The sequence below is a fragment of the Mucilaginibacter endophyticus genome (genome assembly GCF_003351025.1).
Classification (GTDB): domain Bacteria; phylum Bacteroidota; class Bacteroidia; order Sphingobacteriales; family Sphingobacteriaceae; genus Mucilaginibacter; species Mucilaginibacter endophyticus.
Genome location: NZ_QPCG01000006.1, coordinates 128347 through 143757, shown reverse-complemented (window position 1 = coordinate 143757; position 15411 = coordinate 128347). Strand labels below are relative to the sequence as shown.

The following is a 15411-nucleotide window of genomic DNA, read 5'->3' as shown; positions in this document are numbered from 1 at the left end:
GGCAAGATAGCTATTATGGCTTAAACTATAAAAAAATAGCCTTTACGCGTTTAATACGCAATTGCTTTTACCTTTGTTTGAGCTATTTATATGGAAATAACAAATCGGTTTTTATTTGTTTACGGCACATTGCTGCAGCCGGGTAATGAGTTTGCAGATTACCTGAATAAACATTGTAAATTTATTAACAAAGGTAAGGTCAACGGTCGGCTTTATGATATTGGGGAATACCCTGGCGCGGTGATTGATAATGCAGAAGCTCTTTTTATCCACGGCGCTATTTTTATTATGGATGAGCCGCAAACGATATTAGAGGTAATCGATGATTACGAGGGGATAGGAGAGGCCTATGATCATCCGCAGGAGTACACAAGAGAACTGGTTAAGATTCAAACTGTTAATGGTGCCGAAAATTGCTGGATGTACATTTACAATTTGCCTGTAAGCACACACCGACAGATAATTGGCGGCGATTATATGTTATACTTAAACAATGCCGTTAAATAATTATTAAGCAAAATGTTTTTCCATTTTAAAGACAGGTTTCCGAAGTTAAATACCTACTGGGACAAATACCTGCCATTTCAAAAACGGGTAGAGGCCCCGGCTAAAACTGTTTTACTTGAGGAAGGTAAAATATCCCAGCACTATATCTTTATTGAAAAAGGCTGTGTACGCACTTTTTTTAATAATAACGGAGATGATAAAACAGTGCAGTTTTTCTTTGAGAATGAAGGGTTAAGCTCTTTCGATAGTTTTATAAATAATGTGCCAAGCACATTCACCATTGAAACTATCGAGCCTTCGGTTATTTATCTGCTGCCTAAGCAACACGTTCTCCGTTTAATGGATGAGTTGAGCCATGAGCCCGACTTTGCCCAGATGATATTGCAAATGACAGCCCGACGGCAGATGCACTACATCAACGAGTTTGTTTCTATTATTCGTGATACACCGGAGCAGCGCTATCAGCTACTTTTGAGCGAGCGGCCACACATTGTTCAGCGGGTACCCCAGCATTATATAGCCTCATATCTTGGAGTAAGCAAAGTGCATTTGAGTCGTATAAAAAGTAAGCTTGCAAAAGGTAAACCGCATTTCTGAACTTGATAACATATGTTATCGTTTCTCCTGTGTCTGCCGGCCTAATTTTGTGTTATCAAAAAATAATATAACATGAAAGCAGCAGTAATGTATCAACCAGGAGGGCTTCCTCAATATACAGATTTCCCTGAACCGGCGGTTCAAAATAACGATGAAACATTAGTAAGCGTAAAGGCGGTAGCACTTAAGCATTTTGACAAAGTAAGAGCTTCCGGCAAACATTATTCGAGCGACGCGCCCGTTACAAGTGGCCAGGTAATTGGCGGCGATGGTGTTTGTGTGCTGGACGATGGTACAAGAGTTTATGGCGTAGGGGTAAGTGGTATGCTTGCCGAAAAAGCAACTATTCACAAAAGCAGGATAGTGAAATTGCCTGATGAACTGGATGATATTACAGCGGCAGCCCTGCCTAACGCGGTAATTGGCGCTGCTATGGGACTTAAATTTAAAGCTGATATTAAGCCGGGCGATGTAGTGCTAATTAATGGTGCTACAGGGTTTACCGGTCGTGTTGCCGTGCAAATAGCAAAGCACTATGGCGCTAAAAAGGTGATCGCAACAGGTAGGAGCCAGCAGTCACTGAATGAATTACTATCTCTTGGGGCTGATGAAACAATTCAGGTACTACAGGATGATGAAAGTTTTAAAAGTCGGATTAGCGCTATACATTCAGAAACACCTATTGATATTATTGTCGATTACCTGTGGGGGCATACAGCCGAAATGATACTGGGCTGTATAAAAGGAGATGGCTCATTTACCAATAAGATAAGGTATGTATCTGTTGGTGGCATGTCGGGAGATCTTATACAGTTATCGGCTGCCAACCTCAGGAGTGTTGATCTTCAATTAACCGGGTCGGGACTTGGTGCCTGGTCAAAAGCACAGGTAGGCGAACTGTTTTCTGAGATTTTGCCGGAAATGTTCGCGCTTGCCGCAGCAGGTAAGTTGAAAGTAGATACGATTGCGGTGAAATTGGCGAATATTGCTAAACTGTGGGAGCAGGACGTATCTGGCGGGCAACGCCTCGTGGTAACAATTTAAGAAGCCGTTTTAATCATTGCCGTTGGTTTTAACCAACGGTAAAAAAGGTAAAAAGTCCCGGCTTTAGCCCAATTATATAAGCGGTTTGTGGCTGAAGCCATTTTATCGCTGTCTATTAAACCGTTGGTTAAAACCAACGGCAATGAAGTTTATCTACCGGTCAAAAAAACAATTTTAAACAGCTTCTAAGTAATCTGCAAAAAAAATCCCCCGGTTTGTTAAAACCGGGGGATAAAACAAATAACTATTTTATTCAGGGCATTAAAGCTTCGCTGTTTTTACAGTTTTGATGATAACCGCTGCAACTTTGTATGGATCTGCAGCTGAGTTAGGGCGACGATCTTCCAGGTAACCACTCCAGTTGTGATCTACAGCGTAAAGAGGGATACGGATAGAAGCACCACGGTCAGATACACCATAGCTAAAGTCATGGATAGAAGCGGTTTCGTGTTTACCGGTTAAACGCTGATCGTTGTCAGCACCGTAAACTGCGATACACTCAGCAACAGCTGGACGGAAAGACTCGCAGATAGCTGTGAAAATTTCTTTGCTGTTTGCAGTACGTAAAGTAGTATTTGAGAAGTTAGCGTGCATACCAGAACCGTTCCAGTCTAATTGACCAAGCGGTTTGCAATGCCAGTTAATAGCAACTCCGTATTTTTCACCAATTCTTTCTAATAAATAACGTGCAACCCAGATCTGGTCACCAGCTTCTTTAGCGCCTTTAGCGAAGATCTGGAATTCCCACTGACCTGCAGCAACCTCAGCGTTGATACCTTCAACGTTTAGGCCTGCTTCTAAACACGCGTCTAAGTGCTCTTCAACGATTTCGCGACCGAAAGCGTTTTTAGCACCTACTGAACAGTAGTAAGGGCCTTGTGGAGCTGGGTAGCCGGCAGCCGGGAAACCAAGTGGTTTGCTGGTTGATGGATCCCACAGGAAGTACTCCTGCTCAAAACCAAACCAGAAATCGTTATCATCATCAGCGATGGTAGCACGACCGTTTGATTCGTGTGGTTTACCGTCAGCACTTAATACTTCGCACATTACTAAGTAAGCGCTTTTTCTTTGTGGATCAGGAACAACAAAAACTGGCTTTAAGATACAATCTGATGAACCACCTGGTGCCTGCTCAGTTGAAGAACCATCAAAGCTCCAGTTATCTAAATCTTCTACTTTGCCGCTAAATTCTTTAACGATTTTTGTTTTGCTACGCAGGCTTTGTGTTGGTTTATAGCCATCAAGCCAAATGTACTCGAGTTTTGTTGCCATTTTTTAATTAATTTGTAAAGTTGGGGTTCTAATTATAGTTTTTGTATTAATCTCAATAATTATTAAGGCGAATTTAAATTATTTTTACAAAAATCATTACAAATGTTAAGAAATTTTACATTTTTTTTCAATAACATGTTAATTATGTCCGGAAACACGTAAAAAAGAAACCTCAAAACTGCATTTTTAACAATTTCATATTTTTAGAAATAAATTGAGGGTGTTTTTTGACAATAACGCAAATTTGAATGCACAGCCGTACAGCCGGGGCATTTGTTAAACAGGTTAACTTGCTGCGGATGATTAAGTTATGGAAACTTTATTGTCGCCTGAGTTTAATCGCTTAGTTTGTCGGAGATGTTCTTGATGGCCTCATCAAGTTTATTAGCCGAATCGTAAAGGTGCTTTTCTACCAGTAAAAACTCCTGCTTTTTATCCTTGCTTTCACTCATTAGTTCAACAAGACCTAATATATTGGTCAAATGCTTGCGTACCTCGTGCGAGTTAATAAATGCAAGCTCATTTTTTTTGTTATCGTACAGCAGTTTCTCGTAGTGGCGTTTTTGCCTGGCACTGCGGTACAATAACGCGATAACAGCAAACATAAAAACGGTGGTGATACTAACGAGGATTAAAATCAAACGTTCGCGACGATATTTTTCGGCAGTATCTGTAAAAGTGTTTTCAATTTTGTCGATTTTTATCTGCGCCGACGCGTTGCCCACCTGTGTAGTATTATTAAGGCTTTCTTCTGATTGCTTTAAGGCGAGGTCGAAATTTTCGGCTGCCAGTTTATAATCGCCCCTGTCACGGGCTATTTTTCCAAGTAATTCGTAAAGGTGATGTTTTATTTCCGGGTGATTGGCAGAATAGGGCAGGACAAGTAATTGGTTGGCTATGGCAGTTGCCGAATCGGCCTGACCATTGAGGTAAAACGCATCGGCCAGGTTTTGCTTCTCAAGGTCGTTGTGTACGTACTTTTTATTGGCCTGAAGCTCTTTAATCTGCGTTATAGCTTCGGCATAGTGGTGTTTCAGGATAGATATATAGTAGGCTGTACGGTTTTGATAGGTAAATAATTTGTAGCTTTTGTTATTAGGCCCCATTAACTCATTGTGGCACTGCTGCAACGAATCGAGGTTTCTTCTTCTGAAAAAGTTTTCGGCCTTGTTATAGCTTATGATGGTGTAAAACCTATCGTCTTTAATCTTATTTTCTTCCTTGATCCGGAATGCCAGGTTAAGGTAGTATAGCGATTGGCTATACAGGTTAAGCTTATAGTACAGGTCGGATATATTAATATTGAGGTATACCTGTAATAACGGCTCGTTAAGTTTCAGCGCCTGCTTTTGGGCCAATCCGTAGCTGTAAATGGCTCCGATGGGGTTGCCGCGGTCTGTTTGAATGAAAGCAAGGTGACTGATAAAGGAGTAGATCAGGAAATCGGCTTTGGCTTTTGACGCCTGGTCAATGGCCTTAACCATGGCCGTTTCCGCTTCGGGGAGCTTGGATAAACGCCTTTGTACGGTACTTTCGATAAAGTATTTTAAAGCTTCTCGGTCATCAACCTGGTATTTATCCAGTTTTTCGTAAACTTCTGTCTTACCTTCCGGAATGGTGTTTTCCGGCCCTTGCTGAAAACGGAGTTTGATATAATCAACTATTTTCTTGTCCTGTAAGTTTCTGTCTTTTATCTTAATAAAATTAACCAGACTGTCTTCGGAGAGATAGATGTATGATGAGGCTTCTGAACTGCTTACAACAAACGCCACCAGTAAAATACAGAGAGAGAACTTTTTAACAAGAGAAGCCATTAGGCATAAAAATACGTTGGCGTGGGTAAATATCAAACACTTTCTACTATTTAATTTTAGAGGTCAAATTTATCAAGCAGCTTTAAAAGTGTTTCAAAATCTTTAGGGTAGGGCGCATGAATGGTAACCTCAGTTTCCGGATTGATGCGAAACGTTACCTCATAGGCATGCAGGGCAAAGCGTTTCATGATAGGCAGTTCTTCCTGATCTTTACCTAAATGGTATTTGCGTTTTATTTTTGACAGAAAAACAGGCTCGCCCTTATACATTTCGTCGCCGGCTATTGAGGCCCTTTGTGTAGCCAGGTGAATCCTGATCTGGTGCATACGGCCTGTTACCGGGCGGCATTCAACCAGGGTATAATGTTTATAATATTTTAACGATTGAAACCAGGTTTCGGCACGTTTGCCTTCCTGCCGGCTGATGGTAACGCTGCCTTTGCCTACGTTTAATATAGGTAGGTCAACAAGCAGGTTGTCGAAGGTGTGGGTACCGTCAATAACGGCATGATATACTTTTTTAACCTTGCGTTTTTCAAACTGCATAGAAACCGAGCGGTAAGCCTCAGGATTTTTAGCAAAAATAAGCGCACCGGATGTTTCCTTATCCAGGCGGTGGCAAATCTGCGCATCGTCCCAATAAGCCTTAGCCAGCCTCAGCATACTGATCTCGCTGCTGCCTTCGCCGCGTTCATCAAGCGAGCTTATAAAAGGAGGTTTGTTAACAACTATAATATCATCGTTTTCAAACAGTATCAGGTCGGCGAATTTCGGAAACTTCATAGCCTGCAAAAATACGGTTTATAATTTAAACAGCAGTTACTCTATTTTACTCATTCGTGATGTTAATTAAAGTAGCAGGGATTGTAAGGAATTAATGGCTTTGTTAATAAAAGTTTTAGCCAATATTTAGATAATATCATCATTATTAATAAATAAAACTTCGTGATTTTTTGGTGTTAAAAAAGCGTACCTTTGCGCCGTTATTTTCATGACGGTATTAAAGACAGTTTTACCTGTAAGCCCTTCATCGACAATAAAAAAAATAGAATAAATAATGAAAAAAATTGTCGACTACAGGAAACTCCTGAACGTAAATGAAAATGCGGAGCTAACCGAGCTACGCACGGTTTATAAAAGCATGATGAAAACCTGGCACCCCGACAGGTTTCAGGATGAGAGCAGGATAGAAGCCGAAGAAAAGAGCAAAACCATTATCGAAGCTTATCACTTTTTAGTAAGCATAGCTCCCGAAACCCGTGCCCAAACCCTGGCCGATTATACTGCTACAACAACATTATCAAACATTGCCGATTTTGAGTACAAACAACAGGTACTAAAAGTTACTTTTTGGGATGGTAACGTATACGAATATTTTGATGTGCCTAAAGCGGTTTACACTAAATTTATCAATGCCGATTCGCCGGGACGATTTGCCCGCAGGCATATTTTCAACGAGTTTGTATACCGAAGCGTAAATAAACTGGTAGCTTCTGCATAATTAACCGGCCTGGTTAAGCCTTTCCAGGTCTTCGGCAGTATCAATATCAATGGCACCAAGCGGAAAGGGGAGGACAAAAACATCATCGGCGTGTGTTTCGATGATTTTTTTTGCTCCCTCATGCCCTTGTAGGTTCATCAGATCGGGGAAATACTTTGCATCGAATAGAGCCGGTGCACCCAAAGCATCGCGATAACTGCTGGCGATGATGCCACAATCATTAATTTCCTTTTTCTCAACTAACTGGGATATCAGGAATGAATCAACAAAAGGCTGATCGCATAGCATCAAAATAATTGAAGTTATACCGGGTTTAAGCCGCAGCATTTCCTGTACGCCAATTTTTATTGATGAACCCATGCCTTCCTGCCAGCGCGGATTGTAGGCAACATAAACAACCTGGTCATCTATATTTGAACGGATCAGTTCTTCATTGGCTCCCAGCACAACAATAACTTTTTCGCAGTGCAGACAGGTGAGTGCGGTTTGAATTGCCCGCTGCAAAAGGGTTTTACCCTGGTAAACGAAATTTTGTTTAGGTGAGCCAAAACGGCTTGATGAGCCTGCTGCCAGAATAATAATCCCCGTCATTTTTTAACTGTTAACATTAGGTATTGTATAACTATTGCTGTAGTGCCCGGTTATTCATCGTGCATTACAATTCATACAGCTTCCGAACCTTTTTGCTTATGTGTCAGGGTTCAGGGGACTCCCTTTTTATAATTGTTTTAGGCGGATGCTTGCCTTAATACGGGATTGATTGAATTAAAGTTTTAGTTATATCTGTTCATTTATAACAAATTGACTTTTTGTGGTTTATGATGATGTGATGAATAGGAATTAATTGTGCTGTTTTCCTGTTGGTTAATTGTAAATAAAATTGAACGTCGACCAGGAAGCAAAAAATACATTTTATAAACATACCGCCGCCCGGTAATGTTTACTTTTACCCTCGCCACATATAAACTTAAGTTTTAATGGCTGTTAATTGATTAAATTTACAAAGTAAAAGCGCTATATTTTGCTAACAGATAACCATGGTCGGAAGATAAGTTACATGCGCCTTGCGGTGACAGACAGGTGCAACCTGCGCTGTTTTTACTGTATGCCGGAGCATGGCCTCGACTGGCTTTCACGCACCGAGCTCATGACCAACGAGGAAATGCTGCAGATCTGCGGTTTGCTGGTTAAAATGGGCATCGAGAAGATCCGTATAACCGGAGGCGAGCCTTTTGTAAGGAAGGATATTATGCAACTGCTCACCGGCATATCCGGCCTCAATGGCTTAAAAGAACTTGGCCTGACCACTAATGGTGTGCTAACCGCCCCTTACGTTCCCGAATTGAAAAAGATTGGTGTACGTTCCATCAACCTTAGTTTGGATACGCTGGATGCCAATCGATTTTTTACCATTACCCGTCGCGATGAGTTTAGCAATGTAATGGCCTCTTTAGATGCTATGCTGAGCCACGATATGGAGGTGAAGATCAATGCCGTGGTGATGGACGGCAAAAATACACAGGATATTATACCGCTGGTTGAGCTGGCCAAAGAGTTGCCCGTTAGCGTGAGGTTTATTGAAGAAATGCCTTTTAACGGTGATGGCCATGTGTATGATGGATTGCACTGGGATTATGTCCGGATTCTGGATGAAATAAAAAACAAATATCCTGAAATAAAAAAACTAGATGATCCGGCTTATTCTACTTCCTATAATTATCAAATCCCGGGGCACAAAGGGAGCATCGGCATTATAGCCGCTTATTCGCGTACCTTCTGCGGTACCTGTAACCGCATTCGCATAACACCACAGGGCGAGTTAAAAACATGCTTGTACGACGATGGCGTGCTTAATTTAAAAGATCTGATGCGGAAGGGCGCTTCTGACGAGGTACTGCAAGGCGCGTTGTTAACTGCCTTTAGTCACCGGCCGGCAGACGGCTGGGAGGCTGAGCGGGCCCGTGTAGCTAAAACCGGGATTCATGAATCAATGGCCACTATTGGCGGATAGTTTTAAAACCCAATATAAAAATGACAACGGTTGAAGAGGCTGAAAAACTGGTATTGGCACAAACAAGGGACTACGGTACACAAAGTCTGCCGTTTGAACAAGCCTTGGGTTATGTACTGGCCGAGAACCTGCAAGCAGATCGTGACCTGCCCCCTTTTAACAGGGTAACCATGGATGGCATTGCAGTAAAACATGCCGCCATTGAAAAGGGCATCCATACTTTTCGCATTAAAGCCACCCAGGCAGCAGGTGACCAACCTGTTGAAATAAATGAACTTGACGAATGTATTGAGATCATGACAGGGGCGGTATTGCCTGCTTCGGTTGATACGGTGATCCGTTATGAAGATGTGGAGATCAGCGCGGGACAGGCAAGCTTAAATGTTATAGACGTCAAAAAAGGCCAAAACCTGCATCTGCAAGGTGTCGATAAAAAACAAAATGATGTTATCGCGCTATCCGGTCAGCTGGTAAGTCCTGCCATCATCAGCGTGGCGGCATCGGTGGGTAAAACCCATCTGCTTGTTAAAAAAATGCCGCGGGTGGTAATCATTTCATCGGGCGATGAACTGGTGGATGTGGATGAAACACCTTTGCCATACCAAATTCGCAAATCAAACAGTTACACAGTTAAGGCAGTTTTGAAACAACATCACAATGATGCCGATATTTTACATATCCCCGATGAGCCAAATATCACCCGCGAAAAAATCCAGCATTGCTTACAGAGTTATGATGTGTTACTGCTGAGCGGCGGCATTTCGATGGGGAAGTTTGATTATATCCCCCAGGCACTGGAAGAATCTGAAGTTGAAAAACTGTTTCATAAAGTGGCTCAGCGCCCCGGCAAACCTTTTTGGTTTGGCAGGCATAACAACGGCGCGTTAGTGTTTGCCTTTCCGGGTAACCCGGTAGCAACATTTATGTGCCTGCATCGTTACTTTTTAACATGGCTGAGTGCTACGCTTGGTCTGCCCGCAAAGGCTCCATTATATGCTGCATTAGGGAAGGATTTTACTTTTCAGCCGGCATTACAATATTATCTGCAGGTAAAATTGCAGAGCAACCGGCAAGGACAATTGATAGCGATGCCTGTTGAGGGAAATGGTTCGGGCGATTTTGCTAACTTAGCAGATACCGAAGCTTTTTTGGAGCTTCCACTGGAAAAAAACGAATTTAAAGCGGGAGAAGTGTTTAAGGTTTGGAGGTTTAACCATGATTTTTAGGATTTTGGGATTACCCTGATGGAATAAAATCTGATAAAATATGCAAGCAAAATCCTTAAATCCTATAATCAAGTAAATCAAGGTTCATCATGTTAACCCACATAAACAAACAAGGCGACCCAAATATGGTTGATGTAACTGAAAAACAGGTTACACACCGCACTGCCACGGCGCGCAGCGTAGTTGCTTTGCCTGCCGAAGTATTTGAGCTATTGGCAGGGAACGAATTACAAAGCAAAAAAGGCCCGGTTTTTCAAACAGCTATTATTGCAGGAATTATGGCGGCCAAAAAAACCGGCGACCTGATTCCGCTTTGCCACCCGCTGGGTTTGGATAATTGTAACGTTACTATCCACATAAACGAGCAGCAGGAGGTTGAGGTTGATTGTACCGCAAGTATAACCGCTAAAACCGGGGTGGAAATGGAAGCATTAGTTGGCGCTTCAATAGCGGCACTTACCATTTATGATATGTGCAAGGCCATGAGCCACGATATAGTGATAAAAGAAACCAAACTGATATCAAAAACAGGAGGTAAACGTGACTTTAAAAGATCATAACCAGCCATCAGGCCATCGTAAACATGCTAAGCTGGCCAGGCCTTCAACCGGCAATTTTGGACGTAATGAATGGGCTATTGTAGGTGGTCCATGCACCGTGATCAAACTACTGGCCGATGATGTGGTCCGCTCGCTTTCGCCGGTATATAAATGCGCTTATGTGGATATGTCGCATAACGATGATATCACGTTACTACCCGGAAGGCTGGTAAGCGGCGCCTCACTTGAGTATACTGACCAGGTAAATTATCAGCAGTTTAATTATCAAAACCTGGTATTCCCTTACCAGCTTAAGCAGCAATTCTCATCGGCAGATCTGGTATTGGTTAACGGTAACCATCAGCAGGCCAAAGCCCAGGTGGTGATCATCGACATCAATAAAAAAGCATCGCTGCAAAAAAGAACAGATCAGCTTGATAACGTACAGCTTTTTCTGCTGGCCGATAACGCGGGCGAAATTCCTGATTTTATACAGGAGGCAATCCCGCACTGGCAGCAGATCCCGGTTTTAAAGGTAGACGACCGTGAAAAGATCGTAGCTTTTTTTGAAGCAGCTTTAAAGCAAACCAGGCCTGTTTTAAACGGACTGGTTTTAGCAGGCGGTAAAAGTACCCGGATGGGTTTTGATAAAGGCGCGGCCAACTGGCATGGCAAACAACAACGCTATTATATGGCCGATTTGCTTAAAAGTTTTTGCAAGGAAGTTTATATATCCGGCCGCCCGGGCCAACAGCAGGAAATTGACCCGGCTTATCCTGTTATAGAAGATACATTTACAGGTTTGGGCCCGTATGGTGCTATTCTTTCGGCGTTTCGTGAACAGCCGGACGCGGCATGGTTGGTAATAGCCTGCGATCTGCCATTGATGGATGATAGTACGCTCCGCAATTTAGCAGCCTGGAGAAACAGTTCTTCAGTGGCAACGGCTTATCATAGCCCGGTAACCAATTTTCCCGAACCTTTAATTGCTATATGGGAGCCCAAAAGCTACCCGGTATTGTTATCGTTTTTGGCACAGGGGTACTCCTGTCCCCGCAAGGTTTTGATCAATAGCGATATCACATTGCTAAATGCTCCGCATGAGGAGGCGCTGACCAATGTGAATACGCCTGAGGAATTGGAGAAAGTAAAATCAATGATCCATAATAAAATAGTTGCTACTAATGAATGAGGATTTACAACGATATAACTGCCAGATAGCGCTGCCCGGTTTTGGCGAAGGAGCTCAGCAATTATTACAGCAAGCCCGCGTATTGGTAGTAGGGGCAGGTGGCTTGGGCTGCCCGGCCGCGCAATACCTGGCATCAACGGGAATAGGCACATTAGGCATTGCCGATTTTGATATGGTATCGGTAAGCAACCTGCACCGCCAGGTTTTGTACACCCCGGCCGATGAAGGCAAAAATAAGGCTGAAGTAGCCTGCGCACGTTTACAAGCTCAAAACCCCGGTATTAAGCTTGTACCACATATCTCCAAGATAACCTCCGATAATGTCATGGACGTTATCAGTAATTATGATATTGTGCTGGATGGTACGGATAATTTTGAAACCCGTTACTTGCTTAATGATGCCTGTGTTTTGGCCGGTAAACCGCTTGTTTATGGCGCTATATACCAGTTTGAAGGTCAGATAGCCGTTTGGAACGTAAGCAATGGCAAGGGTGCAAATTCGCCCAATTACCGCGATTTATTCCCGGAAGTAGATGCCACGCAGATCCCCAACTGTACCGAAGGCGGGGTGATCCCTACATTGGCCGGTATTATTGGTTGCATGCAGGCCAATGAGGTTATTAAATACATTACTAAAACAGGCGAGCTGCTGGCAGGAAAAGTGCTGATATTTGATGCGCAAAGTATGCAAAGCCGCATCTTTAAGATAGGCCCGGTTACCAAAACGCATATCCGCAGGTTAAAAACAACTATTACCATTCCTTCTATTAATGCCGATGACCTGAAAAAAAGGATCCTGGTTGACGATACGGTTGAGCTTGTAGACGTACGTACCATACAGGAGCGCGAGGCTTACGACATTGGCGGTACGCATATCCCCTTAGATGAAGTTGAAGAATACCTGGCCTATTTTACCAGTCCGAATACCAAAGTTCTTTACTGTTCGTCAGGTAAACGGAGCGACGAGGCTGTAAAGCTGATCCTTAAAATGATCCCCGAAGCTGATGTGTTTTCGTTGGAAGGTGGATTGGAAGGGTATAAGGTTAGTTAATACGTATGCTGTTGATAACAACAGCAATAATATAACGTCATTGCGAGGAACGAAGCAATCGCGAACTGTACAGAGCGTCTATACCAATCGGGGATTGCTTCGTTCCTCGCAATGGCGCTTTTCTTTTTTAATCCCAAATCCTAAGGATGTGCTGCTACCCAAACATCGCCATCCTCAAAGCTTTCTTTTTTCCAGATAGGGACGGTTTGTTTGAGTATATCTATGATATATCTGCATGCGTCAAAAGCGGCATCACGATGGGCCGCTGAAACAGCTATTACCACAGGTACCTCGCCAACCTGCAGCAAACCGGTACGGTGATGGATCAAGATCTTTTGAACCGGCCAGCGCTCAAAGGCTTGCGCCGCTATCTTGTTCATCTCGCTGATGGCCATGGGCTCATAAGCTTCAAAATCAAGCTTTAAAACTTTTTTGCCTTTGGTGGCATTGCGCACTGTGCCAATAAAAACATCTATTCCTCCCGATTCGGGCGACATGATCCAGTCGATGCAGGATTGGATATCCAGTGTTTGGGCCGATAGGAGGATCTGTGTATTCAAGATGATGTAATTTAAATATTATTCAACTAATGATTTCATCAGGTATTTGGGCGATTCGGAATAACCCTGCCTGTAATAAAAGCGGTGTGCATCCACCCGCCGCGAGTGGCAATGAACTTCTATGCGATCGCAATTACGCTCTTTGCCAAGTTCGGTAATATAATCTTCGAGGGCTTTACCTATGCCTTTACCACGCGTGTTTTCATCAACAGAAAAACAACTGATGCGAATAAAATCACCCTTAACAACCAGTTGTGTTAAAAAGTCGATAGCTATAAATCCCGCAACTTCACCCTCGTCTTCATAAACCAAAACCTGCGATGACGCCTGCCCCAGCATCTTTTCAAGGTTCTCCGGTAAAAAATCTTCAGTACCGGGATATCCCAACTGGGTTAGCAGGCTTGATATTGCAGAATGATCGGCAAGCGTAGCGCTTCTGATAGCCATTGTTTTATTTAGGTTGAATGAATTTGTAATAAAATATCGTTTTAGAGGTACCGTAAACCGCCGGAAAAAACTGCAAACTATAAGGACTGCCGCTGCCACTAATAACTGCTACTAACTGCCAACTGACTACCCCCCGCTTACCGGTGGAATGATGGCTATTTCATCGCGTTCGTGAATGGTATCGCCGGGCAACGCATATTCGTTATTAACAGCCAGCATATATGATGATAGCTGCTTTAAACGCGGATATTGCTGTTCGAGCAGGTATTTCAAATTGGAGATGGTAGCGTCGTTTGTCATTTCCAGGCTAATTTCACTGCTTCCAAATATTTCCCTGGTCACTCCAAAAGCCAGTATATTGATCTTCATATCTCAAAATTATTCAATTTAGCTTATAAAACGAGTACTGGTTTTAAATTTAACATGATGTTATATGCAGGTCCAAGCGTCCACGCTTGAACCCAAACAAAAAGTAAGCATCCTCGCTTACGATTCTCTAACTTGAGCTCGGGACGCTTGATCTTGCCGGGGTTAACACATGTTAATGCTGTTTTTTTTTAATATTCTGGTTGTTAACTTGATGTGTGAATATAATCCAAATTTCTGTTAACCCTGTTAACCCCCTGTTGGCCTAAGTTAACAGTTATTGCATGGACGCTTACCCTCAAAATAATTCAAGCAGAGATGCTTGAACTTGTATTACGTGCGTAAACTTGCGTAAACAAAGCCGCCCTTTAAGTTGTATATTTGAGTATGTCTACGCCATCAATTATACATATCCCCGTTGTAAAAGTTAACGCCAATCAGAGCGCAAGGGAAGAGGATAGTATAGCTATTGAAGAACCACTGGAAATTAAGCTGGAATACGGGCCTGCCGACCGTAAGGAGGTGCGCAATATTTCAGTAACCATGCGTACGCCTGGCCACGATGCCGAACTGGCTACCGGTTTTCTTTTCACCGAAGGCATCATCAAAAACGCAGACGAGGTAAAATCTGCCAAACATAGCTTTATAGCCTGTGCCGAAAATAAGGAGAATACTATTCTGGTAACACTTGAGCACAACGCTGTGCCCAATCTCCAAAATACCGAGCGTAATTTTTATACCACCAGCAGTTGCGGTGTATGCGGCAAGGGTTCAATTAGCGCCATTCGTACGGTAAGCAGCTATGCTGCAGGGCCGGATGATGGCAACATGATCCACAGCGTTGTACTTAATCAGCTGCCGAATATCCTGCGCAGGCATCAGCGGGTTTTTGATGATACCGGGGGCTTACACGCATCGGCATTATTTACCCCCTTTGGCGAGTTGTTGCTGCTCAGGGAAGATGTTGGCCGGCACAATGCTTTAGATAAGCTTATAGGCGCAGCCATGATGTATAACTGGCTGCCTTTACAGCAAACCGTATTGTTGTTAAGCGGCAGAGCCAGTTTTGAACTTGTACAGAAAGCGGCCATGGCAGGTATCAGCATTATAGCTGCTGTAGGCGCGCCGTCAAGTCTGGCTGTAGAGCTGGCAAACGAATTTAATATAACACTGATAGGCTTTTTGCGCGATGAGCGTTTTAATATTTATACTGGCGCGCACCGGGTAATGATCCCTGCCGATGAAGCTGTCTTTACAGCCCCATCAATATAAACCGTTTAATACC

The 15411-nt window shown here is 43.1% G+C and carries 17 protein-coding genes; 10 read left to right on the top strand and 7 right to left on the bottom strand.

Annotation, left to right across the window (positions count from 1 at the left end; genetic code table 11):
* The first annotated feature begins 90 nt into the window (after positions 1-90).
* The 3 genes from DUL71_RS23520 to DUL71_RS23510 all read left to right on the top strand — a co-directional run bounded on the left by DUL71_RS23520 (position 91) and on the right by DUL71_RS23510 (position 2148).
* A complete protein-coding gene (locus DUL71_RS23520) occupies positions 91-507 on the top strand; it encodes a gamma-glutamylcyclotransferase family protein (RefSeq protein ID WP_114940341.1) in 417 nt (138 codons plus the stop codon).
* Between the two features lie 12 nt (positions 508-519).
* Positions 520-1104 (top strand): Crp/Fnr family transcriptional regulator, encoded by a 585-nt coding sequence (locus tag DUL71_RS23515; protein ID WP_114940340.1) that lies wholly within the window; start codon positions 520-522, stop codon positions 1102-1104.
* A 72-nt stretch (positions 1105-1176) separates the two neighbouring features.
* The gene (locus DUL71_RS23510; RefSeq protein WP_114940339.1) at positions 1177-2148 is read left to right on the top strand and encodes a quinone oxidoreductase family protein; all 972 of its coding nucleotides are present in this window, start codon (positions 1177-1179) and stop codon (positions 2146-2148) included.
* Between the two features lie 261 nt (positions 2149-2409).
* Here the strand turns inward: DUL71_RS23510 and DUL71_RS23505 are convergent, their stop codons facing one another.
* The 3 genes from DUL71_RS23505 to DUL71_RS23495 form a co-directional block, all read right to left on the bottom strand.
* A complete protein-coding gene (locus DUL71_RS23505) occupies positions 2410-3420 on the bottom strand; it encodes a glutamine synthetase beta-grasp domain-containing protein (protein ID WP_110585013.1) in 1011 nt (336 codons plus the stop codon).
* Between the two features lie 335 nt (positions 3421-3755).
* Positions 3756-5234: a hypothetical protein gene (locus tag DUL71_RS23500; RefSeq protein ID WP_114940338.1), complete on the bottom strand. Its 1479-nt coding sequence runs from the start codon at positions 5232-5234 to the stop codon at positions 3756-3758.
* A gap of 56 nt (positions 5235-5290) precedes the next feature.
* On the bottom strand, positions 5291-6016 hold the full coding sequence (locus DUL71_RS23495; RefSeq protein ID WP_112574132.1) for an RluA family pseudouridine synthase: 726 nt from the start codon (positions 6014-6016) through the stop codon (positions 5291-5293).
* Positions 6017-6290: 274 nt separating this feature from the next.
* Here DUL71_RS23495 and DUL71_RS23490 point away from each other — a divergent pair, with 274 nt between their 5' ends.
* On the top strand, positions 6291-6734 hold the full coding sequence (locus DUL71_RS23490) for a KTSC domain-containing protein (protein ID WP_114940337.1): 444 nt from the start codon (positions 6291-6293) through the stop codon (positions 6732-6734).
* On the opposite strand, the gene DUL71_RS23485 is transcribed toward DUL71_RS23490, so the two are convergent.
* Positions 6735-7325 carry a nucleotidyltransferase family protein gene (locus DUL71_RS23485; RefSeq protein ID WP_114940336.1) on the bottom strand — a complete coding sequence of 197 codons (591 nt, stop codon included), beginning with the start codon at positions 7323-7325 and terminating at the stop codon, positions 6735-6737.
* A gap of 430 nt (positions 7326-7755) precedes the next feature.
* Here DUL71_RS23485 and moaA point away from each other — a divergent pair, with 430 nt between their 5' ends.
* From moaA to DUL71_RS23460, 5 genes are all read left to right on the top strand, one after another.
* Positions 7756-8745, top strand: coding sequence for a GTP 3',8-cyclase MoaA (gene moaA, locus DUL71_RS23480; RefSeq protein WP_114940335.1), 990 nt, complete (start codon positions 7756-7758; stop codon positions 8743-8745).
* Between the two features lie 20 nt (positions 8746-8765).
* Positions 8766-9971, top strand: coding sequence for a molybdopterin molybdotransferase MoeA (locus tag DUL71_RS23475; protein WP_208645637.1), 1206 nt, complete (start codon positions 8766-8768; stop codon positions 9969-9971).
* A gap of 89 nt (positions 9972-10060) precedes the next feature.
* Positions 10061-10531: a cyclic pyranopterin monophosphate synthase MoaC gene (gene moaC / locus DUL71_RS23470; RefSeq protein ID WP_114940333.1), complete on the top strand. Its 471-nt coding sequence runs from the start codon at positions 10061-10063 to the stop codon at positions 10529-10531.
* Entirely contained in the window at positions 10512-11702 is a 1191-nt protein-coding gene (locus tag DUL71_RS23465; protein WP_208645636.1) for an NTP transferase domain-containing protein, read from the top strand. Before moaC ends, DUL71_RS23465 begins: the two co-directional genes overlap by 20 nt.
* Entirely contained in the window at positions 11695-12753 is a 1059-nt protein-coding gene (locus DUL71_RS23460) for a HesA/MoeB/ThiF family protein (RefSeq protein ID WP_114940332.1), read from the top strand. The genes DUL71_RS23465 and DUL71_RS23460 overlap by 8 nt, the downstream gene beginning before the upstream one ends.
* A 140-nt stretch (positions 12754-12893) precedes the next feature.
* On the opposite strand, the gene DUL71_RS23455 is transcribed toward DUL71_RS23460, so the two are convergent.
* From DUL71_RS23455 to DUL71_RS23445, 3 genes are all read right to left on the bottom strand, one after another.
* Positions 12894-13313, bottom strand: coding sequence for a molybdenum cofactor biosynthesis protein MoaE (locus DUL71_RS23455; RefSeq protein ID WP_244228824.1), 420 nt, complete (start codon positions 13311-13313; stop codon positions 12894-12896).
* An 18-nt stretch (positions 13314-13331) separates the two neighbouring features.
* Positions 13332-13760 carry a GNAT family N-acetyltransferase gene (locus DUL71_RS23450; RefSeq protein WP_114940330.1) on the bottom strand — a complete coding sequence of 143 codons (429 nt, stop codon included), beginning with the start codon at positions 13758-13760 and terminating at the stop codon, positions 13332-13334.
* 126 nt (positions 13761-13886) lie between these two features.
* Positions 13887-14129, bottom strand: coding sequence for a MoaD/ThiS family protein (locus DUL71_RS23445; RefSeq protein WP_114940329.1), 243 nt, complete (start codon positions 14127-14129; stop codon positions 13887-13889).
* Between the two features lie 384 nt (positions 14130-14513).
* On the opposite strand from DUL71_RS23445, the gene fdhD reads away from it, so the two are divergent.
* Positions 14514-15398, top strand: a complete 885-nt coding sequence (gene fdhD, locus DUL71_RS23440; RefSeq protein ID WP_114940328.1) for a formate dehydrogenase accessory sulfurtransferase FdhD — start codon at positions 14514-14516, stop codon at positions 15396-15398.
* The last annotated feature ends 13 nt before the right edge of the window (positions 15399-15411 follow it).